We start from the raw sequence: 20,342 nt of genomic DNA on the forward strand, positions 1-20,342 counted from the left end.
GGCACACACGACTCTCACGGTCGGTGTCAGGGTGCGCTCGGGAGTGGTCGTAAATCACTCCAGTGTCCAGCGGCTCTGGCCAACGGGGCCTGGGCCGCGACTACGCTCCTGTTTGCTGTGGTGACAGAAGCACTCAGTCAGGGGAGGAATCAACCGGTCGGTGCGGACGATGGTGAAGCGTCTGTAATGCTTGAAGCTACGCTGTCCGACGGTTGTGCATCTCCACCCTACACGTATCGCTGAAATCGGGTGCCGCTCGCTGAATCCGCAGCGGGTTTGCATTAATCGCAGATCTCTTCGGGAGGTCTGCGCGTCTGTCGAGCCTGCTCGCGACTTCTGCGCGTGGCGCATCGATGACAGGCTCGTGGCTCAAGGCTTTGTTTCCGGGATTCGTCGCGCTCTGTGCGGCGAGATTCCCGTCGGACGGCCTTACGTCCTGAAAGGGTTGCGCTCGGCAGGGATGGCAGGATTGTCGATCATCCGCTGACCGGGCCGCTTTTGGCGGCGTTCGCGACTATAGCAGCAATGATTAAGTGCTTCAATTGCATGAAAAATTGTTATGATCCGCCGATGACTACTCCTGCCTCCCCGACCTCCGGCGTTCAGCTGCTCGAGGTCGCGCCTGAGCTCGCCGGCCAGCGCATCGACAATTTCCTCCGTACCCAGCTCAAGGGCGTGCCGAAGACGCTCATCTACCGCATTCTGCGCAAGGGCGAGGTGCGGGTGAACAAGGGACGGATCAAGCCCGAATACAAGCTGCAGGCCGGTGATGTCGTGCGGGTGCCGCCGCTGCGCCTGGCCGAGCGTGACGAGCCGGCGCCGCTGGCGCAGAGCTTACTGGAGCGGCTGGAGGCGGCCATCGTCTACGAGGACAAGGCGTTGATCGTGCTGAACAAGCCGGCCGGCATCGCCGTGCATGGTGGTAGTGGTCTGAATTACGGGGTGATCGAAGCTTTCCGTCAGCTGCGCCCGGATGCCAAGGATATCGAGCTGGTACATCGCCTCGATCGCGACACCTCGGGCCTGCTGATGATCGCCAAGAAGCGCAGCATGCTGCGCCACCTGCACGAGGCGCTGCGCGGCGACGGCGTGGACAAGCGCTACATGGCGCTGGTGCGCGGCAGTTGGCCGACCTCGAAGAAGAAGGTCGCGGCGCCTCTGTTGAAGAACAACCTGCGCTCGGGCGAACGCATGGTCGAGGTCAATCCCGAAGGCAAGGAGGCGCTCACCGAATTCCGTGTGCTGCGCCGCTTCGGTGAGTTCGCCACTCTGGTCGAGGCCAGTCCGATCACCGGGCGTACCCATCAGATCCGCGTGCATGCCAAGCACGCCGGGCACTCCATCGCCGGCGATCCCAAATACGGCGACGAGGACTTTACCCGCGAGATTCGTGAGCTGGGCGGCAAGCGTCTGTTCTTGCACGCCTATCAGCTGAAGATCCAGCTGCCGGATGGTCAGTCTCTTGAGTTGGAAGCGGAGGTAGACAGCATGTGGGAGCAGACCCTGGAGCGTCTCGGTGCCTGACTATCAACTGCTGATCTTCGACTGGGACGGCACGCTGGTCGACTCGATCGGCCGCATCGTCGAGTCCATGCACCGTGCCGCCGAGGCCTGCGGCCTGCCGCAGCTGAGCGACGAGGCGATCAAGGGCATCATCGGTCTCGGCCTGCCCGAGGCAATCCAGACGCTCTATCCGGAACTGCGGGAAACGCCGCTTATCGAACGTTTCCGCATTGGCTACGGCGAGCACTACATGACTCTGGAGAGCGAGCCTTCGGCCTTTTTTCCTGGCGTTGAGGAATCACTGGCGGCGTTTCGCGAGCAGGGTTATCGCCTGGCTGTGGCGACCGGCAAGAGTCGCCGCGGCCTGCATCGGGTTCTGGAAGGGCATGGCTGGCTGGATTATTTCGACGTCACCCGTTGCGCGGACGAGACGGCCAGCAAGCCCGATCCGCTCATGCTGCGCGAGATCATGGGGCAGTGCGCCGTGGCGCCGGAGCGGGCACTGATGGTTGGCGACTCTGTCTTCGACCTGATGATGGCCAAAAATGCCGACGTGGACTCGGTGGCCGTGGGCTTCGGCGCGCAGCCGCTGGACGGCCTCCGTCTGCACGGACCGCGTCTGGCAATCAACGAATTCTCCGAGCTGCGCGCCTGGCTGGAAGGGCGCGTGTCCGCAAACACTGTCGAGGTTGGCGAATATGTCTGATGAAGTGAGGGACGATAAGGCCTGGAAGCTGCTGGAAAGAACGCTGCAGGCCAGTGTAATCGAGCAGCGCCGGGCTCGCCGCTGGGGCATCTTCTTCAAACTGTTGGCGTTCATCTACCTGTTCGGCGCCCTGGCGCTGTTCTCTCCGTCGCTGAAGCTGGGCAAGACCGCCTCGACGGCGGAGCACCACACGGCGCTGATCGAGGTGCGCGGCATGATCATGGCCGACGAGCAGGCCAGCGCCGACAATATCGTCAGCAGCCTACGCGCGGCCTTCGAAGACGAGAAGACCAAGGGCGTCGTCCTGCGAATCAACAGTCCGGGCGGCAGCCCGGTACAGTCCGGTTACGTGTATGACGAGATCAAGCGCCTGCGCGGCGAGCATCCGGACGTCAAGGTCTACGCGGTGATCAGCGACCTGGGAGCGTCGGGCGCCTACTACATCGCCAGCGCCGCCGACCAGATATACGCCGACAAGGCCAGCCTGGTGGGCTCCATCGGCGTCACCGCGGCCACCTTCGGCTTCGTCGGAGCGATGGAGAAGGTCGGCGTAGACCGTCGCGTCTATACCTCCGGCGAGCACAAGGCCTTCCTCGATCCCTTCCAGCCGCCGAAAGAAGAGGAGACCCGCTTCTGGCAGGGCGTGCTGGAGACCACTCACAAGCAATTCATCGACAGCGTGAAGAAGGGGCGCGGCGAGCGCCTGAAGGTCGATCAGCATCCGGAGCTATTCTCCGGCCTGATCTGGTCCGGCGAACAGGCGCTTGAACTGGGGCTGGTGGATGCGCTGGGTAGCAGCAGCTACGTGGCGCGCGAAGTGATCGGTGCCAGGGATATCGTCGACTTCACCCGTGAAGAGAGCCCGTTCGACCGCTTCACCAAGAAGCTCGGCGCTAGCGTGGCGGAGCGGCTGGCGCTGTGGATGGGCTTCCAGGGGCCGAGCCTGCGCTGATAGCGGGACGCTTCCTTATATAGGGGTCAGGGAATGGCGATGCCTTCCCTGTCCAGCATCTGCACCAGCCTGATCAATGGCAGGCCGACTAGGCTGGTGCCGTCCTCGCCTTCGGTGGCGCGGAACAGGCTCACGCCCAGTCCCTCGGCCTTGAAGCTGCCGGCGCAGTCGTACGGTTGTTCGGCCTGCAGGTAGCGACTCACCTGCGCCTCGTCCAGTTCGCGAAAATGCACGGTGAAGGGCACTACGTCCACCTGGCATTCGCCGCTGGCGCTGTTGAGCAGGGCCAGGCCGGTGAGAAAGGTCACGCGGGTACCGCTGGCGGCCAGCAACTGGCTGCGGGCACGGTTGAAATCATGGGGTTTGCCGAGGATCTGCTCGCCGAGCACGGCAACCTGGTCCGAGCCGATGATCAAATGCGCCGGGTGCGTCTCGCTCAACGCGCGCGCCTTGGCTTCGGCTAGGCGGCGCACCAGCTCCTCGGCGTTTTCTTCGGGGCGAGGCGTTTCGTCGATGGCCGGTGATGCCCAGGTGAAGGGCTGGCGTAGGCGGGTCAGCAGTTCGCGGCGGTAGGGCGAGCTAGAGGCGAGTACCAGCGGCAGCATGAGCGATCTCCTGACCGGAATTGCGAGAAGCGCGCGATTCTAGCGGTCGTGGCGTCCGACGGACAGGGCGGAAATTCCTTTGACACTGGCAGGGTGCATCCCTAGAATACCGCGCCTATGTCGAATGGGCCGATTCCACCTCACGTTGATCCGCGCAAACTCGCCGATCGCGGTGCCACCCTTGAAGGGGAGCTTCCGCTGGCCAGTTTCGGGCGACTGTGCGACTCGCTGGAAGATAATTCTGGCCAGGTGCGCGCGAAGCTGGTCTTCGAACGTGGCGAGCGTCGTGCTGTGAGTATTCACAGCGAGCTCGAGGTTGAGGTCAAGATGGTTTGCCAGCGTTGTCTGGAACTGGTCGCCCTGCCGATCCGCAGCGAGTGTCATTACGCGGTGGTGAAGGAAGGTGCGGATACCCAGTCGCTGCCGAAGGGCTATGACGTGCTGGAAATGGGCGAAGATCCACTGGATCTGCTGACGCTGGTCGAAGATGAGCTGTTGCTCGCTCTGCCCATCGTTCCGACCCATGCCCCTGAGGAATGCCAGCAGCCGGCCGGTGCAAAAGAGCCCGAGCCGAGCCAGGACGAGGTATCGCGGTCCAACCCGTTCAGTGTTTTGGCGCAGTTAAAGCGTGACCCAAACGTTTAGGAGTTATTGAGTTATGGCTGTTCAGCAGAACAAAAAATCCCGCTCTGCCCGCGACATGCGCCGTTCGCACGACGCTCTCGAGGCCAACGCTCTGTCCGTCGAGAAGAGCACCGGTGAAGTTCACCTGCGTCACCACGTGTCCCCGGAAGGTGTGTACCGCGGCCGTAAAGTGATCGACAAGGGCGCCGACGAGTAATCCTTGTCCGCTCCGATCGCGATCGATGCAATGGGTGGGGACTTCGGTCCCCACTGCATTGTTCCAGCCTGCATCGCCAGTCTGGCTGAATTCCCCTCGCTCCACCTGGTCCTCGTCGGCCAAGCTCCCGTCCTCGAAGAATTGATCGCCCGCCACCCGGGTGTCGATCGCGCGCGCCTGCAAGTCGAGCATGCCAGTGAGGTGATCGGCATGGACGAGCGCCCCACCCATGCTCTGCGCGGCAAGCCCGACGCCTCCATGCGCGTCATGCTCGAACTGGTCCGCAGCGGGCGGGCCAAGGCCTGTATCAGTGCCGGTAACACCGGTGCGCTGATGGCTCTCTCTCTCTATGTGCTCAAGCCGCTGCCGGGTATCGACCGGCCAGCGATGGTCACCGTCGTGCCCACTGCCAAGGGTGACTGTCATCTGCTCGACCTGGGTGCCAATGTCGATTGCAGCGCCGAGCAGCTCTATCAGTTCGCCGTCATGGGCGCCGTGGCCGCCGAGGCCCAGGGCGTGGAGCGGCCGCGGGTGGCGTTGCTCAACGTCGGCACCGAGAACATCAAGGGCAACCAGCAGGTCAAGCTGGCCGCCAGTCTGCTGCAGCAGGCGCCGGGGTTGAATTACGTCGGCTTCGTCGAGGGCGACGGCCTGTACCGCGGCGAGGCCGACGTGGTGGTGTGCGACGGTTTCGTCGGCAACATCCTGCTTAAATCCAGCGAGGGCCTGGTCTCGATGATTTCCGAGCGCATCGAGGCGCTGTTCAACGAAGGATTCGTCTCCAGGTTGGCCGGCGCTGTGGCGCTGCCGCTGCTAAAGCGCTTGCGCGGCGAGCTGGCCCCGGCGCGGCACAATGGCGCCAGCTTCCTCGGCCTGCAGGGCATCGTGGTGAAGAGTCACGGCGCTGCGAGCAGCGAGGGCTTCCAGAGCGCCATCCGTCGGGCTGTCATCGAGGTGCGCGAGAATCTGCCGCAGCGCCTGCACGGACGCCTCGAGGACCTGCTGCTCTGACCGGCAGCCGCTGCGATGTGTCTCGCTACCGTGCAGCCCCGTCTCCTGAACTCCTGGCGCTTGGTCATCTCCAAGCCTGATCGTCGTGACATTGGGCTGTGACCGCAGCCGCGGCCGCTCCATCCAATCTGCAGTTTCGGCTCGGCCTGGCCGCGCCACTTCCTCCGACTAGATAAGGGAAAGTTTCGATGTCCGCCTCCCTCGCATTTGTCTTCCCCGGCCAAGGTTCGCAGTCGCTCGGCATGCTCGCCGAGCTCGGCGCCCAGCAGGCGCTGATCCGCGATACCTTCGGCGAGGCCTCCGAGGTGCTCGGCTACGATCTCTGGGCGCTGACCCAGCAGGGCCCGGAAGAGCGCCTGAATGAAACCGACAAGACTCAGCCGGCCATCCTCACCGCTTCCGTCGCACTGTGGCGACTGTGGCAGGCCGAGGGCGGCGCGCGTCCGGTCTTCGTCGCCGGTCATAGCCTGGGTGAATACTCCGCACTGGTCGCTGCCGGCGCCATCGGCTTCCGCGACGCGGTCAAGCTGGTCGAGCTGCGCGGCCAATTGATGCAGCAGGCCGTACCGGCCGGGCAGGGCGGCATGGCGGCCATCCTCGGTCTTGAAGATGCCGACGTGCTGGCGGCCTGTGCCGAGGCCGAGCAGGGTGAGGTGGTCAGTGCGGTCAATTTCAATGCACCTGGCCAGGTGGTAATCGCCGGTAGTGCCGCGGCCGTCGAGCGCGCCATCGAGGCCTCCAAGGCGCGTGGCGCCAAACGCGCCATGCCGTTGCCGGTCAGCGTGCCGTCGCACTGTGCACTGATGCGCCCGGCCGCCGAGAAGTTCGCCGAGGCGATCAACGGTCTGGCCTGGCAGGCGCCGCAGATCGCCCTGGTGCAGAACGTCAGTGCGGCTGTACCTGCCGATCTCGACACCCTCAAGCGCGATCTGCTGGCCCAGCTGTACAGCCCGGTGCGCTGGGTGGAGAGCGTGACCTATCTGGCCGACCAGGGCGTTGGCGAACTGGTCGAATGCGGCCCCGGCAAAGTGCTGGCTGGCCTCAATAAGCGGTGCGTCAAAGGCATCAATACCCACAGTCTGGAAACCCCGGACGCCTTCGCCGCCACGCGTGCGGCGCTGGTTTGAGTCACAAGGAGAGAGTCATGAGTCTGCAAGGCAAGGTCGCGCTGGTCACCGGCGCCAGCCGTGGTATCGGTCAGGCCATCGCGTTCGAACTGGGCCGCCAGGGCGCCGTAGTGATCGGCACCGCCACCAGCGAAACCGGCGCCGCGCGCATCGGCGAGGCGCTCAAGGAGCAGGGCATCCAGGGCGCAGGCCTGATGCTGAACGTGGCTGACAGCGAGTCGGTGGATGCCGTTCTGGAACAGATCCAGAAGGACTTCGGCGCAGTGGCCATCCTGGTCAACAACGCCGGCATCACCCGCGACAATCTGATGCTGCGGATGAAGGACGAGGAGTGGTTCGACGTCATCAACACCAACCTCAACAGTCTGTTCCGCCTGTCCAAGGCTGTGCTGCGGGGCATGACCAAGGCCCGCTGGGGTCGCATCGTCAACATCGGTTCGGTAGTCGGTGCCATGGGCAATGCCGGGCAGGCCAACTACGCGGCGGCCAAGGCCGGCCTGGAAGGCTTCAGCCGGGCGCTGGCCCGCGAAGTGGGTTCGCGCGCCATCACCGTCAACTCGGTGGCGCCGGGCTTCATCGATACCGACATGACCCGCGAACTGCCGGAAGCCCAGCGTGAAGCGCTGCTGACCCAGATTCCGCTGGGGCGTCTGGGCCAGGCCGAAGAGATCGCCAAGGTGGTCGGTTTCCTGGCCTCCGACGGCGCGGCTTACGTCACCGGTGCAACCGTTCCGGTGAATGGCGGTATGTACATGAGCTGAATGTGACTCGGTTCTTCAGGAAACTGTCATAGAACCAGTCTAAAGTCCGTTACAAAAGTGCGACTGGCGGTAGACGGCAGTTCGAGAGGGTGGCCGGTAATCGGCTTGAAACTTAGAAAACCCTTTCTATACACTGCAGCCCAGCTGCACGGAATTTTCCATCAGGAGTGAAACCAAGACATGAGCACCATCGAAGAACGCGTCAAGAAAATCGTCGCCGAGCAACTGGGCGTCAAAGAAGATGAAGTGACCAACAGCGCTTCCTTCGTCGAAGACCTGGGCGCCGACTCCCTTGACACCGTCGAGCTGGTGATGGCTCTGGAAGAGGAATTCGAGACCGAGATCCCGGACGAGCAGGCTGAGAAGATCACCACCGTTCAGGAAGCCATCGATTACATCACCGCGCACTCCTAAGCGCTTGTAATCGCCGGTTTTCGGCCCCGAAAAGCCGCACTGCCCCTCAAAAGGCGTGCGGTTTTTCTTTATCGGGCCGACCCGTTTCAACGAATAAGAGGATTGTGCAGTGTCGCGTAGACGCGTCGTGGTTACCGGAATGGGCATGCTGTCGCCGCTGGGCACCGATGTGGCCAGCAGTTGGCAGGGCATTCTGGCCGGCCGCAGTGGTATCGGCCTGATCGAGCATATGGATCTGTCGGCCTTCTCCACTCGCTTCGGCGGTTCGGTGAAGGGCTTCAACGTCGAGGACTATCTCTCGGCCAAGGAGGCACGCAAGCTCGACCTGTTCATCCAGTACGGCCTGGCCGCCAGTTTCCAGGCAATGCGCGATTCCGGTCTGGAAGTCACCGACGCCAACCGTGAGCGCATCGGCGTGGCCATGGGCTCCGGCATCGGCGGCCTGACCAACATCGAGAACAACTGCCAGTCGCTGCTCGAGCAGGGCCCGCGGCGCATCTCGCCGTTCTTCGTGCCCGGCTCGATCATCAACATGATTTCCGGTTTCCTGTCGATCCACCTGGGGTTGCAGGGACCGAACTACGCCATCGCTACCGCCTGCACAACCGGCACCCATTGCATCGGCATGGCCGCGCGCAATATCGCCTACGGCGAGGCCGACGTGATGGTGGCGGGCGGCGCCGAGATGGCCACCTGCGGCCTTGGCATGGGCGGCTTCGGCGCGGCCCGTGCGCTGTCTACCCGCAATGATGATCCGGCCAAGGCCAGCCGTCCTTGGGACAAAAATCGCGACGGCTTCGTGCTGTCCGACGGTGCCGGCGCCCTGGTGCTGGAAGAGCTGGAGCACGCCAAGGCCCGTGGCGCGACCATCTATGCCGAGCTGATCGGTTTCGGCATGAGTGGCGATGCCTTCCACATGACCGCACCGCCCGAAGACGGCGCCGGCGCAGCCCGCTGCATGACCAACGCCCTGCGCGATGCCGGCCTGAACCCGAATCAGGTGCAATACATCAATGCCCACGGCACCTCCACCTCGGCGGGCGACAAGGCCGAGGCCAGCGCGGTGAAGGCGGTGTTCGGCGAGCATGCCCACAAGCTGTCGGTCAGCTCGACCAAATCCATGACCGGGCACCTGCTGGGCGCCGCCGGTGCGGTGGAGGCGATCTTCAGCGTGCTGGCCCTGCGTGATCAGGTGGCGCCGCCGACCATCAACCTGGACGAGCCGGACGAGGGCTGCGACCTCGACTTCGTCGCCCACCAAGCCAAGCCGCTGGCGATCGACGCGGTGCTGTCCAACTCCTTCGGCTTCGGCGGCACCAACGGTTCGCTGGTGTTCCGCCGCTTCAACGGCTGATGCTGAGCTGGGTCGACGGCCGCCCGGCCGCGGACCTGCCGCTGGCTGACCGCGGCCTGGCCTATGGCGATGGCCTGTTCGAGACCATCGCCGTGCAGCGCGGCCGCGCGGTGCTGCTACCGCGCCATCTCACTCGCCTCGGCGAGGGGTTGCGGCGGCTATCCATCGACCTCGACCTAGTGGCTCTGGAGTCCGAGCTGCAGGCGTTTTTCGCCGAACTGGGCGAGGGCGTAGCCAAGCTGATGGTGACCCGCGGCGAGGGCCTGCGCGGCTACGCGGCGCCGCAGCCTGCCAGCCCCCGGCGCATTCTGCTGGGCAACCCCTTGCCCAGCTATCCCGCTAGTCACGCCGAGCAGGGCGTGCGCCTGTTCCCCTGCGCCACGCGCCTGGCCGAGCAGCCTCTGCTTGCCGGCCTCAAACACCTCAACCGTCTGGAGCAGGTGCTGGCCCGCAGCGAATGGCAGGACGCGCGCTACGCGGAGGGATTGATGCGGGATGTGTCCGGCCGGGTGATCGAGGGCGTGTTCAGTAACCTGTTTCTGGTCAAGGATGGCGTGCTGCTGACGCCGGCGCTGTCGCGCAGCGGGGTGGCCGGAGTGATGCGCGCGGAGATACTGGAGCAGGCGGTGCGCCTGGGCGTTTCGTGCGAGGTGCGCGACATCGCCCATGACGAACTGCTCGCCGCCGACGAGGTGTTTCTTTGCAACAGCCTCTACGGTATCTGGCCGGTGCGCGAACTGGCCGCGAGCGTCTGGCCGGCCGGCCCGCTCACCCGTAAACTGCAGGCCATCATTCGCAGTCTCCTGGATTCCTGATTCGTGATTCGCAAGATTTTGCTGCTGCTGGCCACCGGCACGGTGCTGCTCGTGCTGGCCCTGGCGCTGGCCGGCTGGCGTCTGCATGCCGCACTGAACCAACCGCTCCAGTTGGAAGCCGAGCGCCTGATCGAAGTGGTGCCGGGCGATACCCCCGGTGGTCTGCTCAATCGCCTGGAGCACGACGGCATCATCGACGGCGCGTTCTGGCTGCGACTGTACTGGCGCTTCAACCTCGAAGGGCAGCCCCTGCACAAGGGCGAGTATCGCCTGACCCCGGGACAGAGCGTCCGTGACCTGATCGGCCTGTGGCAGCGCGGCGAAGTGGTGCAATACAGCCTCACCCTGGTGGAAGGCTGGAGCTTCCGCCAGGTCCGTGCCGCGCTGGTGCGCCAGGAAAAACTGGAGCAACAGCTCGCCAGCCTGGACGACAAGGCGCTGATGGAGCGTCTCGGCCTGCCCGGCGTCAGCCCCGAGGGGCGTTTCTTCCCGGACACCTACCGCTACGTGCGCGGCATGAGCGATCTCGACCTGCTCGAGCAGGCGCGTGATCGTCTGGATCAGGTGCTGGACGAGGAATGGAAGGGCCGAGCGGAAGGCTTGCCGTATCGCAAGCCCTACGATGCCCTGATCATGGCCTCGATGGTGGAAAAGGAAACCGGCGTGCCCGAGGAGCGCGGCCAGATCGCCGGCGTGTTCGTCCGCCGCCTGCGCAGCGGCATGCGCCTGCAGACCGACCCGACGGTGATCTTCGGCCTCGGCGAGCGTTACAACGGCAAGCTGAGGCGCGCTCATCTGCTTGAACCGACTCCCTACAACACCTACGTCATCGACGGTATGCCGCCGACGCCGATCGCCCTGTCCGGGCGCGAGGCCATCCATGCCGCGCTTCACCCCGTAGCGGGCAAGTCCTTGTATTTCGTCGCCCGAGGCGACGGCAGCCACGTGTTCTCGGAAACCCTGGAGCAGCACAACCGTGCCGTACGCCAGTATCAGCTCAAGCGCCGCGCCGATTACCGGTCCAGCCCGGCCCCCAGATAAGGAAACTCCGTGAGCGGTCTGTTCATTACCCTGGAAGGCCCGGAAGGGGCCGGCAAGAGCACTAATCGCGAGTACCTCGCAGAGCGCCTGCGCGAGCGGGGCGTCGAGGTGGTGCTGAGTCGTGAGCCCGGCGGTACGCCGCTGGCCGAGCGCATCCGCGAACTGCTGCTGGCGCCCAGCGACGAGTCCATGGACAGCGATGCCGAGCTGCTGCTGGTCTTCGCTGCCCGCGCCCAACATCTCGCGCGGGTCATCCGCCCGGCGCTGGAGCGTGGCGCGGTGGTCCTGTGCGACCGTTTCACCGACGCCACCTACGCCTACCAGGGTGGCGGCCGGGGCCTGGGCGGTGAGCGCATCGCCGAGCTGGAGCGTTTCGTCCAGGGCGAACTGCGCCCGCACCTGACTCTGGTGTTCGACCTGCCGGTGGAGATCGGCCTGTCCCGCGCCGCGGCGCGTGGCCGTCTGGACCGCTTCGAGCAGGAAGGACAGGCCTTCTTCGAGGCCGTACGTCAGACCTACCTGCAGCGCGCCGCGGCCATGCCCGCGCGCTACCGCGTGCTCGATGCCGCGCAGTCGCTGGAGGCGGTGCAGCGCGCCATCGACGGCCTGCTGCCGGAAATCCTGGAGCGCTGCCATGGCTGAGGCTTACCCCTGGCAGGCGCAGCTCTGGCAGCAGCTGGCCAGCCGCTTGCGGCATGCCCACGCCTACCTGCTGCACGGCCCTGCCGGCATCGGCAAGCGCGATCTGGCCGAACGCCTGATGGCGCGCCTGCTGTGCCAGCAGCCGGCCGGTCTGGACGCCTGCGGCCAGTGCAAGTCCTGTCACCTGCTGGCGGCCGGCACTCATCCGGACGTGTTCGTGCTGGAGCCGGAGGAGGCGGACAAGGCGATCAAGGTCGACCAGGTCCGCGAGCTGGTGAGTTTCGTGGTGCAGACGGCCCAGCTCGGCGGGCGCAAGGTGGTGCTGCTGGAGCCGGTAGAGGCGATGAACCTCAACTCGGCCAACGCGCTGCTCAAGAGCCTCGAGGAGCCTTCCGGAGATACCGTGCTGTTGCTGGTCAGCCACCAGCCCAGTCGCCTGCTGCCGACCGTGAAGAGCCGCTGCGTGCAGCAGGCCTGCCCGCTGCCAAACCCGCAGCAGAGCCTGACCTGGCTGGCCCAGGCGCTACCCCAGTGCAGTGAAGAGCAGCGTCAGGAGCTGCTGGCGCTAGCCGGCGGCTCGCCGCTGATGGCGCGCCGCCTGCAGGGGCAGGGCGTGCTGGAGCAGCGCGCGCTGGTGGTTGAGGGCGTGAAGAAGTTGCTCAAGCAGCAGGCCAGCGCCAGCCAGTTGGCCGAGGCCTGGAAGACCCTGCCGATGGCGATGCTGTTCGACTGGTTCTGCGACTGGGCCCAGCTGATGCTGCGCTACCAGCTGAGCCGCGACGAGGAGGGCCTCGGCGCGGCCGACATGCGCAAGGTGGTGCAGTACCTGGCCGACAAGACGCCCCAGCACAAACTGTTGAGCATGCAGGACTGGCTGCTGCAGCAGCGCCAGAAGGTGCTGGGCAAGGCCAACCTGAACGGTGCTCTACTTCTCGAAGCCCTGCTGGTGCAGTGGGCAAGCCTGCCTGGACCGGGCTAGAATCGGGCATCGGATCAGCCGCCAGGAAGAGTGCATGAGCTTGCCACCGAATCTAGGACCGCGTAACGGGATCCTGTCCCTCACTATCAAGGACAAGTCCGTGTTGTACGCAGCCTACATGCCGTTCATCCGCAACGGCGGCCTGTTCATTCCCACGGCCAAGAGCTACAAGCTGGGCGACGAAGTGTTCATGCTGCTGAACCTGATGGACGAGCCGGAGAAGATTCCGGTGGCCGGCAAGGTGGTATGGATCACCCCCAAGGGCGCCCAGGGCAACCGCGCAGCCGGCGTCGGCGTGCAGTTCAACGACGGCGACAACACGGCGCGCAACAAGATCGAGACCTACCTGGCCGGTGCGCTGAAGTCGGATCGCCCGACCCACACCATGTAAGTCACGACGTCGAGCTTCAAAGCAGAGGCGCCCGAATCGGGCGCTTCGTCATTTCGGAGAGCCTGTTTACGATCTTGCGAGCTAGAGCCAGGCTAGGCAAAAGCAGGCGAGGAAGCGGAGTTTACGAATGGTAAATGAGCATTCCGAGTCTGCTTTTAACGACGCATGGCCGACGCGCAGCAGATCGTAGGCAGGCTCAGAGACAGAGAAATCCCATGCTGGTTGACTCCCATTGCCACCTCGACCGCCTCGACCTGGCGGCCCACGACGGCTCCCTCGACGCGGCGCTGGACGCCGCCCGCGCCCGCGGCGTGCAGCACTTCCTGTGCATCGGCGTCAGCGCCGCCAACGCCGGTGCGGTCAAGACCCTGGCCGAGCGCTATGCCGACGTCGACTGCTCGGTGGGCGTGCATCCGCTGGACCTGGAGAAGGGTGAGGCGCCGGCGCTGGACTGGCTGCTCGGCGAGCTGAACCATCCCAATGTGGTGGCCATCGGCGAGACCGGCCTCGATTACCACTACGAGCCCGAAGCGGCCGAGCTGCAGCAGCAGTCGTTCCGCCTGCACCTGGACGCGGCGAAAATCACCGGCAAACCGGTCATCGTCCATACGCGCGAGGCGCGCGCCGATACCCTGGCGCTGCTGCGCGAAGCGGCTTTGCCTCAGGCCGGTGTGCTGCACTGCTTCACCGAAGACTGGGACATGGCCAAGGCCGCCCTGGACATCGGCTTCTATATCTCGCTATCGGGCATCGTCACCTTCCGCAACGCCGATGCGCTGCGCGAGGTGGCGCGCAAGGTGCCGGCCGACCGGTTGCTGGTGGAGACCGATTCGCCCTATCTCGCGCCGATTCCCCATCGCGGCAAACCCAACCTGCCGCAGTACGTGCGTGAGGTGGCGGAGTTCCTGGCGATGGTGCGTGGCGAATCGTTCGAGGCGCTGGCCGCACAGACGACGGCGAGCTTCAAGCGGCTGTTCCCGCTGGCGCGCCTGGCCTGAGTGGCCGCCTCATAGAAATCGCGGACAAAAAAAACCCGGGTTCTGGGGGATGAATCCGGGTCAAGACCATTAGGAGTAAAACAAAGGTACGCGATCCACGGTACCTCGACTGGCGGGGCACTTGGGGGGAGATGCCGCACGCCAGTAGTTCCAGTATTGGCCAGGATCGCTCACCGTCCAGAGGGGTCGCGGCGGTTTCTTAAACGTATTTGGAATACCGCTTCCGCTGCTGAGCACTCAGCCTTGTCGCAGCTGGCTCAGTGCCGCCAGGCTTCGCTCGATCACCGCCGGCTCGGTGTAAAAGTGCGGCGACAGACGGATACCCTTGCCCCGCTGCGCACAGATCACCTGCTGCTCCCGGAGCTTGGCGAACAGCGCCTGGTTGTCCCAGCCATCCCAGCTGAAGGTCAGGATGCCGGCGCGCCGAGCCGGATTCAGCGGGCTGTGCAGCTGAGCGCCGGCGATGCGCTGCAGGCCTTCCTGCAGCTGCAGTACCCGCTCCTCGATCAGCGCCGCGACCCGCTCCATGCCGACTTCTTCGAGCAGCGACAGGCTGGCTTCGAGCGCCATGGCGCCGAGCATGTTCGGACTGCCGCACTCGAAGCGGCGGGCGCTGCGGGCCGGCTGCCATTCCGTACGGTCGTAGTCGCCGGCGTGCTCAAGCATGTGCCAGCCGAACTCGTGCAGCGCCAGCTGCTCGCGCAGATCGCTACGGCAATAGAACACGCCGAGGCCCTCGGGGCCGAGCATCCACTTGTGGCCGTCGGCCATGGCAAAGGCGCAGTCACAGGCCTGCACGTCCAGCGGCTGGGCGCCGAGTTGCTGGATGGCGTCGACGCACAGCAACACGCCCTTGTCGCGGCAACCGGCGCCCAGGCGCGGCAGGTCCAGGCGCAGGCCGCTGGCGAACTGCACCGAGCTGATCGACATCAGCCGCGTACGAGGGCCGCAGGCGGCTAGCAGGGCGCCTTCCGGGTCGCTGCCGCTCAGGTTGACCTGCACCACCTCGACGCCGCGCGGCTTCAGCGCCTCCCAGACGATGCGGTTGGACGGGAATTCCTCGTCGCTGATCACCACCTGGTCGCCGGCGCGCCAGTCCAGGCCGAAGGCGACGAAGGACAGCGCCTCCGAGGTGTTCTTCACCAGCGCGATGTCGGCGGTGCCGGAGGCGTTGAGCAGGCGCGCCAGACGCTCGCGCAGTCGCTTTTCCACCTTCAGCCACTCGGGGTAGTCACGGGCGCCGGTGGCGATGTTCTCTTCGGCGAAGCGTCGCACGGCCTCGCTGGCACGCCTGGGCCAGGGCGCCACGGCAGCGTGGTTGAGGTAGGACAGGCCGGGAATAAGAGAAAATTCGTCGTTTAAATTGGGCATGGGGCCGATGATCCGTGCATTTTCGTGCTGAACAGGCATAATAACGCGCCTCGATTTTCATCCTGCAGTCACTTTATGAACAAAGAACCTCGCAAAGTCCGTGAATTCCGTCGTCGCGAACAGGAAATTCTCGATACCGCGCTCAAGCTCTTCCTTGAACAGGGTGAAGACAGCGTGACTGTCGAGATGATCGCGGATGCGGTCGGCATCGGCAAAGGCACCATCTACAAGCACTTCAAGTCCAAGGCCGAGGTTTACCTGCGGCTGATGCTGGACTACGAGCGCGACCTCAACGCCCTGTTCCATTCCGAAGACGTGGCCCGCGACAAGGAAGCCCTGTCCCGTGCCTACTTCGAGTTCCGCATGCGCGATCCGCAGCGCTATCGGCTGTTCGACCGCCTGGAAGAGAAGGTGGTCAAGGGCAACCAGGTGCCGGAGATGGTCGAGCAGTTGCACAAGATCCGCGCCTCCAACTTCGAGCGCCTGACGCACCTGATCAAGGGCCGCATCGAGGAAGGCAAGCTGGAAGACGTGCCGCCGTACTTCCACTACTGCGCCGCCTGGGCGCTGGTACACGGCGCCGTGGCCCTGTACCACTCGCCGTTCTGGAGCAGCGTACTGGAGGATCAGGACGGCTTCTTCCAGTTCCTCATGGACATCGGCGTGCGCATGGGCAACAAGCGCAAGCGCGACGGCGACGCGCCGGCGGCCTGATCATTCAGCCCGCCAATGATGCGTTTGATGCAGTCGGCGGCGGGCATATACTCCGGAGCGAACACAGCCGGAGTTCACCATGATCGTTGACCGCCAGGGGCGGCGCTTCCGCAACCTGCGCATCAGCCTGACCGCTGCCTGCAACTACGCCTGCACCTATTGCGTGCCGGACGGCAAGCGTCTGGTCGCGGCCCAGGACGAGCTGTCCGCCGAGGCCATGGTGCGCAGCGTGGCCTATCTGATCGAAGCGGCCGGCATCGAACGGCTGCGCATCACCGGCGGCGAACCGCTGGTCAGCCCCAAGCTCGAACATTTCCTCCGTGAGACTAGCCAGCTCGGCCTGCAGGACATCAGCCTGACCACCAATGGCCAATTGCTCGCGCGCAAGCTGCCGCTGCTGCTGGAGTGCGGGCTCAAACGCATCAACGTCTCGCTGGACACGCTCGATCCCGAGGACTTCAAGCGCATCGCCCGCGGCGGCGACCTGGCGACCGTGCTGCAGGGCCTGGAAGAGGCGCGGGCGGCCGGGCTGAAGATCAAGGTCAACATGGTGCCGCTGCGCGGGCAGAACCATGAGCAGGTGCTGCCGATGCTCGACTACTGCCTGGAACGTGGCTTCGAGCTGCGCTTCATCGAGCTGATGCGCATGGGCCATCTGGCCCGTGAGGGGGCGAGCTTCCAGCAGCAGTTTTACAGCATGCCTGAGCTGCTGGCGGCGGTCGCCGAGCACTATGAATTCGCCCAGGCGCCAGCACCGCTGGACGCCACCGCGCTGCGCTACGAGATTCCCGGCCACGGTTTCTTCGGCGTGATCGCCAACGAGAGCGTGCCGTTTTGCCGCACCTGTTCGCGCCTGCGCCTGTCCTCGACCGGCTGGCTGCATGGCTGCCTGTCCTCGAGCAACCGCCACTATGTCGGCGATCTGCTCGACAAGCCGCGCCACCAGGCCCTGCCGGCGCTGCAGCGGCTGCTGGTGCGGGCCCTGGCCGACAAACAGGACGTCGCCTTTGCCGGCGGCGCCACCGTCATGAAAATCATCGGCGGCTGATGATCTGCTGCGCGTCGGCCATGCGTTGTTGAAAGCAGGCTCGGCATGCTCATTTACCGCCTGTAAACTCCGCTGCCTCGCCTGCTTTCGCCTAGCCTGGCTCTAGCTCGCAAGATCATCGTTAACCGAAAGTCTTAAGCCATGTCCGCCGAATTCCCCATCGCCTATATCGAGCCGGTGTTCCGTCCGCCGAGCGAAGCCCATTCCCTGATCCTGCCGGTCACCAATGGCTGTTCCTGGAACGCCTGTACCTTTTGCGAGATGTACACGGCGCCACAGAAGAAATTCCGCGCCCGCGACGAAGACCAGGTGCTGGAGGAAATCCGCCGCGCCAGCGAGCGGCTGATCGTGCAGCGGGTGTTCCTCGCCGACGGCGATGCCCTGGTGCTGCCGACGCGGCGTCTGCTGAACATCCTGCGCGCCATCCGCGAGCACCTGCCCGAGGTCGAGCGGGTTTCCAGCTACTGCCTGCCGCGCAACCTGCGCAAGAAGTCGGTAGACGAGCTCAAGGAGCTGGCCGACGCCGGCCTGAAGATGGCCTATGTCGGCTGCGAGTCCGGCGACGACGAGGTGCTGGCGCGGGTCAACAAGGGCGAAACCTACGAATCCAGCCTCAGCGCCCTGGACAAGCTGGGCCAGGCCGGCATCACCCGCTCGGTGATGATCCTCAATGGCCTCGGCGGCATCGCCCTCAGCGCGCAGCATGCCGACAACTCGGCGCGCCTGATGAACGCCGCGCAGCCGGAATTCCTCTCCACGCTGGTGGTCAGCTTTCCCATGGGCGAGGAGCGTTTCCGCCAGGGCTTCGCGGATTTCCAACCGTTGGGCCAGCACGAGCTGTTTCTGGAGGTGGAGCGCCTGCTGCAGGGCCTGGAGCTGCGCGACACGGTGTTCCGCAGCGATCACGCGTCCAACTATCTGGTGCTCAAGGGCAATCTGGGCGTCGACAAGGCCAGGCTGCTGGCGCAGGTGCGCCAGGCCATCGAGCGGCCGGATCAGGCGCGGTTGCGCCAGGAATGGCAGAGGGGATTGTGAGGGTTGGCGCGGAAGGTGCTATGTCTCTCCATCCGCCGGTTTTCCGTCACCGGCAGGGAGAAAATCCAATGCGTAGCTTGATTCTGCTGCTGGCGCTGGCCGCGCTCGGCGGCTGCATGAAGGTCAGTGACATGGCCGCCGGCACCGAATACCACCTGCGTGACGCCGGCGTGCTGGACCGCAGCGACACCCGCCGTTCCGCCTCCTGGCGACTGCAGGCCGATTCTCTGGTGTTCATCGCCCAGGGCCACTACGTGCCGCCGGGCGATGCCCATCCGCGGCCCAACGTGGTGGCGGAAGAGGCCTTCAAGGCCTTCGTCGAATACTTCCCGCTGGTGCGCCGTGCCCCCAAGCCAGCGGGCCTGGACGAGGCGATGAACGAGGCGCGCATCGCCGGCGCCCACTACCTGCTGTACACCCGCTTCGCCGACGCCGACGACCGCATCGGCACGCTGCAGGAATGGGAGGACCAGGAGGCCGTCGACCGCCTCGGCGTGGACTCCGGCGTCATCCAGCTGATGCTGATCGAGACCAGCACCCGCTACCTGGTGGACACTGCCCGCATCCGCAACCACGGCGGTTTCCTGACGTTCTACGACAACCAGCCCGTCGATCAGCTGCGCGCGCCCTTCGAGCAGTACGCTCGGTCCCTGCTGGGCGTGAGCGCGCGCTGAGCCATGACGGCGGGCGAAGGAGGCGACACATGACCGATTCGGGCAAGGCCGGCGACCTGCTGGCACAGATTCCCAAGGGCGAGGGCAAAGGCCTGCCGCCGGTGCACCTGTGGAACCCGGACTTCTGCGGCGACATCGATATGCGCATCGCCCGCGACGGCACCTGGTACTACCTGGGCACGCCGATCGGGCGCAAGCCGATGGTCAAGCTGTTCTCCACCATCATCCGCCGCGACGACGACAAGTATTTCCTGATCACCCCGGTGGAGAAGGTCGGCATCATCGTCGACGACGCGCCCTTCGTGGCCGTGACCCTGCAGGTGATCGGGGATGGCGAGGCGCAGGTGCTGCGCTTCACCACCAATGTCGACGAGGAGGTCGAGGCCGGGAGCGAGCATCCGCTACGCGTCGAGATCGATCCCGAGACCCAGGAGCCCGCGCCCTACCTGCATGTGCGGCGCAACCTCGAGGCGCTGGTGCACCGCAACGTGTTTTACCAGTTGGTGGACCTGGCGGTGGAGCGGCAGATCGATGGCCGGACCTGGCTCGGGGTCTGGAGCGGGGGAGAGTTCTTCCCGATCGGGCCGCAGCCGGAGTAGGCCGCTCGACCTGGGATTGCCGCCTGAGCCGCCGCTAGTCCTCACGATGTGGGATAAGGAGATATCGGGTGACACAGAAAGAAGATTTGTCCAAGGAAGTACGAGTCCACCTTCCTCTCGGCCATCTCCTAGTGATGTGGGACATCCTCTCCAGCAAGCTTTCCTGCGTGCCGATCAATGAGTCCTTCACTGAAGAAGAGAAACGCGCCGTTTGGTCTCTGGAGGATTTGTTCGAACGAGCCCTAAAGGAAAACGGCGTTTCCTCAAGGCCTCAACCCGAATGGGATGAACTCATTGGGAGGGCAAGAGAATTTGCTAAGACCCTCCCGGCAGATTTTCTGGATTAATCGGCGCGCATGGGTGCACCGCTGCTAGCAGCGACCCTTAAATATTCTGCGCGATATGCCAGAGCACGCCGCTGGGGTCGAACAGCACGAATTCGCGCATGCCCCACGGCTGGTCCACCAACTCGCCCATCCGCACTTCAAAGCGCTCGACCAGGCCCGAGTCGCTCAGGTGCCGGTGCCAGGCGTCCACGTCTTCCACCAGCAGGTGCATGACGAAGTTCTCCGCCTGCTCGCGCACGTAGAAGTTCTGCAGCAGGAAACTGCAATTGCCATGGCGCAGGTAGGCCAGCTGATCGTCGCTCCAGGGCATCTGGAAACCCAGCGCCTGGTAGAAGTCCTTCGAGCGGGCGAAGTCCCGGGCCGGTACCAGCGTCTTGAGTTCAACGGTGTTGAGGTTGCTCATCGAGCGTTCCC

At 64.8% G+C, this 20,342-nt stretch carries 25 protein-coding genes; 22 read left to right on the forward strand and 3 right to left on the reverse strand.

The window, feature by feature from the left end:
* Positions 1-570 precede the first annotated feature (570 nt).
* From rluC to sppA, 3 genes are read left to right on the forward strand one after another with little or no spacing between them, the layout of a single operon-like run.
* A complete protein-coding gene (gene rluC / locus NF616_RS02930) occupies positions 571-1,524 on the forward strand; it encodes a 23S rRNA pseudouridine(955/2504/2580) synthase RluC (RefSeq protein ID WP_252271541.1) in 954 nt (317 codons plus the stop codon).
* On the forward strand, positions 1,517-2,209 hold the full coding sequence (locus NF616_RS02935; protein WP_252271542.1) for an HAD-IA family hydrolase: 693 nt from the start codon (positions 1,517-1,519) through the stop codon (positions 2,207-2,209). The genes rluC and NF616_RS02935 overlap by 8 nt, the downstream gene beginning before the upstream one ends.
* Positions 2,202-3,161, forward strand: coding sequence for a signal peptide peptidase SppA (sppA, locus tag NF616_RS02940; protein WP_252271543.1), 960 nt, complete (start codon positions 2,202-2,204; stop codon positions 3,159-3,161). The genes NF616_RS02935 and sppA overlap by 8 nt, the downstream gene beginning before the upstream one ends.
* A gap of 26 nt (positions 3,162-3,187) precedes the next feature.
* On the opposite strand, the gene NF616_RS02945 is transcribed toward sppA, so the two are convergent.
* A complete protein-coding gene (locus NF616_RS02945; protein WP_252271544.1) occupies positions 3,188-3,766 on the reverse strand; it encodes a Maf family protein in 579 nt (192 codons plus the stop codon).
* A 117-nt stretch (positions 3,767-3,883) separates the two neighbouring features.
* Between NF616_RS02945 and NF616_RS02950 the strand changes: the two genes are divergently transcribed.
* The 13 genes from NF616_RS02950 to NF616_RS03010 all read left to right on the forward strand — a co-directional run bounded on the left by NF616_RS02950 (position 3,884) and on the right by NF616_RS03010 (position 14,140).
* On the forward strand, positions 3,884-4,411 hold the full coding sequence (locus NF616_RS02950; RefSeq protein WP_252271545.1) for a YceD family protein: 528 nt from the start codon (positions 3,884-3,886) through the stop codon (positions 4,409-4,411).
* Positions 4,412-4,424: 13 nt separating this feature from the next.
* Positions 4,425-4,607, forward strand: coding sequence for a 50S ribosomal protein L32 (gene rpmF / locus NF616_RS02955; protein WP_013791824.1), 183 nt, complete (start codon positions 4,425-4,427; stop codon positions 4,605-4,607).
* A gap of 30 nt (positions 4,608-4,637) precedes the next feature.
* Positions 4,638-5,618 carry a phosphate acyltransferase PlsX gene (gene plsX, locus NF616_RS02960; RefSeq protein ID WP_252271603.1) on the forward strand — a complete coding sequence of 327 codons (981 nt, stop codon included), beginning with the start codon at positions 4,638-4,640 and terminating at the stop codon, positions 5,616-5,618.
* Between the two features lie 188 nt (positions 5,619-5,806).
* On the forward strand, positions 5,807-6,745 hold the full coding sequence (fabD, locus tag NF616_RS02965; protein WP_252271546.1) for an ACP S-malonyltransferase: 939 nt from the start codon (positions 5,807-5,809) through the stop codon (positions 6,743-6,745).
* A gap of 17 nt (positions 6,746-6,762) precedes the next feature.
* Positions 6,763-7,506, forward strand: coding sequence for a 3-oxoacyl-ACP reductase FabG (gene fabG, locus NF616_RS02970; protein ID WP_252271547.1), 744 nt, complete (start codon positions 6,763-6,765; stop codon positions 7,504-7,506).
* A 180-nt stretch (positions 7,507-7,686) separates the two neighbouring features.
* On the forward strand, positions 7,687-7,920 hold the full coding sequence (acpP, locus tag NF616_RS02975; protein WP_220815957.1) for an acyl carrier protein: 234 nt from the start codon (positions 7,687-7,689) through the stop codon (positions 7,918-7,920).
* A gap of 109 nt (positions 7,921-8,029) precedes the next feature.
* Complete coding sequence (fabF, locus tag NF616_RS02980; protein WP_252271548.1) at positions 8,030-9,274, forward strand: beta-ketoacyl-ACP synthase II; 1,245 nt, start codon at positions 8,030-8,032, stop codon at positions 9,272-9,274.
* Positions 9,274-10,089, forward strand: coding sequence for an aminodeoxychorismate lyase (pabC, locus tag NF616_RS02985; RefSeq protein ID WP_252271549.1), 816 nt, complete (start codon positions 9,274-9,276; stop codon positions 10,087-10,089). Before fabF ends, pabC begins: the two co-directional genes overlap by 1 nt.
* Positions 10,090-10,092: 3 nt before the next feature.
* Complete coding sequence (gene mltG / locus NF616_RS02990; RefSeq protein WP_252271550.1) at positions 10,093-11,130, forward strand: endolytic transglycosylase MltG; 1,038 nt, start codon at positions 10,093-10,095, stop codon at positions 11,128-11,130.
* 9 nt (positions 11,131-11,139) lie between these two features.
* Positions 11,140-11,772, forward strand: coding sequence for a dTMP kinase (tmk, locus tag NF616_RS02995; RefSeq protein ID WP_252271551.1), 633 nt, complete (start codon positions 11,140-11,142; stop codon positions 11,770-11,772).
* Positions 11,765-12,751 carry a DNA polymerase III subunit delta' gene (locus NF616_RS03000; protein ID WP_252271552.1) on the forward strand — a complete coding sequence of 329 codons (987 nt, stop codon included), beginning with the start codon at positions 11,765-11,767 and terminating at the stop codon, positions 12,749-12,751. Before tmk ends, NF616_RS03000 begins: the two co-directional genes overlap by 8 nt.
* Before the next feature lie 34 nt (positions 12,752-12,785).
* Positions 12,786-13,142 carry a PilZ domain-containing protein gene (locus NF616_RS03005; protein ID WP_043310025.1) on the forward strand — a complete coding sequence of 119 codons (357 nt, stop codon included), beginning with the start codon at positions 12,786-12,788 and terminating at the stop codon, positions 13,140-13,142.
* 215 nt (positions 13,143-13,357) lie between these two features.
* Positions 13,358-14,140, forward strand: coding sequence for a TatD family hydrolase (locus NF616_RS03010; protein WP_252271553.1), 783 nt, complete (start codon positions 13,358-13,360; stop codon positions 14,138-14,140).
* Positions 14,141-14,377: 237 nt separating this feature from the next.
* On the opposite strand, the gene NF616_RS03015 is transcribed toward NF616_RS03010, so the two are convergent.
* Positions 14,378-15,511, reverse strand: a complete 1,134-nt coding sequence (locus tag NF616_RS03015) for an aminotransferase class V-fold PLP-dependent enzyme (RefSeq protein WP_252271554.1) — start codon at positions 15,509-15,511, stop codon at positions 14,378-14,380.
* 75 nt (positions 15,512-15,586) lie between these two features.
* Between NF616_RS03015 and NF616_RS03020 the strand changes: the two genes are divergently transcribed.
* The 6 genes from NF616_RS03020 (at position 15,587) to NF616_RS03045 (ending at position 19,928) form a co-directional block, all read left to right on the forward strand.
* Positions 15,587-16,225 carry a TetR/AcrR family transcriptional regulator gene (locus NF616_RS03020; RefSeq protein WP_252271555.1) on the forward strand — a complete coding sequence of 213 codons (639 nt, stop codon included), beginning with the start codon at positions 15,587-15,589 and terminating at the stop codon, positions 16,223-16,225.
* 79 nt (positions 16,226-16,304) lie between these two features.
* A complete protein-coding gene (locus NF616_RS03025) occupies positions 16,305-17,273 on the forward strand; it encodes a GTP 3',8-cyclase MoaA (RefSeq protein ID WP_252271556.1) in 969 nt (322 codons plus the stop codon).
* Positions 17,274-17,414: 141 nt separating this feature from the next.
* Positions 17,415-18,308 (forward strand): radical SAM protein, encoded by an 894-nt coding sequence (locus NF616_RS03030; protein WP_252271557.1) that lies wholly within the window; start codon positions 17,415-17,417, stop codon positions 18,306-18,308.
* A gap of 68 nt (positions 18,309-18,376) precedes the next feature.
* Positions 18,377-18,982 (forward strand): DUF4823 domain-containing protein, encoded by a 606-nt coding sequence (locus NF616_RS03035; protein ID WP_252271558.1) that lies wholly within the window; start codon positions 18,377-18,379, stop codon positions 18,980-18,982.
* A 29-nt stretch (positions 18,983-19,011) separates the two neighbouring features.
* Positions 19,012-19,581 (forward strand): DUF1285 domain-containing protein, encoded by a 570-nt coding sequence (locus NF616_RS03040; RefSeq protein ID WP_252271559.1) that lies wholly within the window; start codon positions 19,012-19,014, stop codon positions 19,579-19,581.
* A gap of 68 nt (positions 19,582-19,649) precedes the next feature.
* Positions 19,650-19,928, forward strand: coding sequence for a hypothetical protein (locus NF616_RS03045; RefSeq protein ID WP_252271560.1), 279 nt, complete (start codon positions 19,650-19,652; stop codon positions 19,926-19,928).
* 37 nt (positions 19,929-19,965) lie between these two features.
* On the opposite strand, the gene NF616_RS03050 is transcribed toward NF616_RS03045, so the two are convergent.
* On the reverse strand, positions 19,966-20,331 hold the full coding sequence (locus NF616_RS03050) for a VOC family protein (protein WP_252271561.1): 366 nt from the start codon (positions 20,329-20,331) through the stop codon (positions 19,966-19,968).
* Positions 20,332-20,342 lie beyond the last annotated feature (11 nt).

The organism is Pseudomonas subflava (assembly GCF_023823685.1).
GTDB classification, from domain to species: Bacteria; Pseudomonadota; Gammaproteobacteria; order Pseudomonadales; family Pseudomonadaceae; genus Aquipseudomonas; species Aquipseudomonas subflava.

What these genes read in the sequence shown, in the direction of transcription:
- rluC (WP_252271541.1), top strand. Translation starts at nt 571, where the DNA reads ATGACTACTCCTGCCTCCCCGACCTCCGGCGTTCAGCTGCTCGAGGTC.
- sppA (WP_252271543.1), top strand. Translation starts at nt 2,202, where the DNA reads ATGTCTGATGAAGTGAGGGACGATAAGGCCTGGAAGCTGCTGGAAAGA.
- NF616_RS02945 (WP_252271544.1), bottom strand. Translation starts at nt 3,766, where the DNA reads ATGCTGCCGCTGGTACTCGCCTCTAGCTCGCCCTACCGCCGCGAACTG.
- NF616_RS02950 (WP_252271545.1), top strand. Translation starts at nt 3,884, where the DNA reads ATGTCGAATGGGCCGATTCCACCTCACGTTGATCCGCGCAAACTCGCC.
- rpmF (WP_013791824.1), top strand. Translation starts at nt 4,425, where the DNA reads ATGGCTGTTCAGCAGAACAAAAAATCCCGCTCTGCCCGCGACATGCGC.
- plsX (WP_252271603.1), top strand. Translation starts at nt 4,638, where the DNA reads ATGGGTGGGGACTTCGGTCCCCACTGCATTGTTCCAGCCTGCATCGCC.
- fabD (WP_252271546.1), top strand. Translation starts at nt 5,807, where the DNA reads ATGTCCGCCTCCCTCGCATTTGTCTTCCCCGGCCAAGGTTCGCAGTCG.
- fabG (WP_252271547.1), top strand. Translation starts at nt 6,763, where the DNA reads ATGAGTCTGCAAGGCAAGGTCGCGCTGGTCACCGGCGCCAGCCGTGGT.
- acpP (WP_220815957.1), top strand. Translation starts at nt 7,687, where the DNA reads ATGAGCACCATCGAAGAACGCGTCAAGAAAATCGTCGCCGAGCAACTG.
- pabC (WP_252271549.1), top strand. Translation starts at nt 9,274, where the DNA reads ATGCTGAGCTGGGTCGACGGCCGCCCGGCCGCGGACCTGCCGCTGGCT.
- NF616_RS03000 (WP_252271552.1), top strand. Translation starts at nt 11,765, where the DNA reads ATGGCTGAGGCTTACCCCTGGCAGGCGCAGCTCTGGCAGCAGCTGGCC.
- NF616_RS03005 (WP_043310025.1), top strand. Translation starts at nt 12,786, where the DNA reads ATGAGCTTGCCACCGAATCTAGGACCGCGTAACGGGATCCTGTCCCTC.
- NF616_RS03010 (WP_252271553.1), top strand. Translation starts at nt 13,358, where the DNA reads ATGCTGGTTGACTCCCATTGCCACCTCGACCGCCTCGACCTGGCGGCC.
- NF616_RS03015 (WP_252271554.1), bottom strand. Translation starts at nt 15,511, where the DNA reads ATGCCCAATTTAAACGACGAATTTTCTCTTATTCCCGGCCTGTCCTAC.
- NF616_RS03020 (WP_252271555.1), top strand. Translation starts at nt 15,587, where the DNA reads ATGAACAAAGAACCTCGCAAAGTCCGTGAATTCCGTCGTCGCGAACAG.
- NF616_RS03025 (WP_252271556.1), top strand. Translation starts at nt 16,305, where the DNA reads ATGATCGTTGACCGCCAGGGGCGGCGCTTCCGCAACCTGCGCATCAGC.
- NF616_RS03030 (WP_252271557.1), top strand. Translation starts at nt 17,415, where the DNA reads ATGTCCGCCGAATTCCCCATCGCCTATATCGAGCCGGTGTTCCGTCCG.
- NF616_RS03035 (WP_252271558.1), top strand. Translation starts at nt 18,377, where the DNA reads ATGCGTAGCTTGATTCTGCTGCTGGCGCTGGCCGCGCTCGGCGGCTGC.
- NF616_RS03040 (WP_252271559.1), top strand. Translation starts at nt 19,012, where the DNA reads ATGACCGATTCGGGCAAGGCCGGCGACCTGCTGGCACAGATTCCCAAG.
- NF616_RS03050 (WP_252271561.1), bottom strand. Translation starts at nt 20,331, where the DNA reads ATGAGCAACCTCAACACCGTTGAACTCAAGACGCTGGTACCGGCCCGG.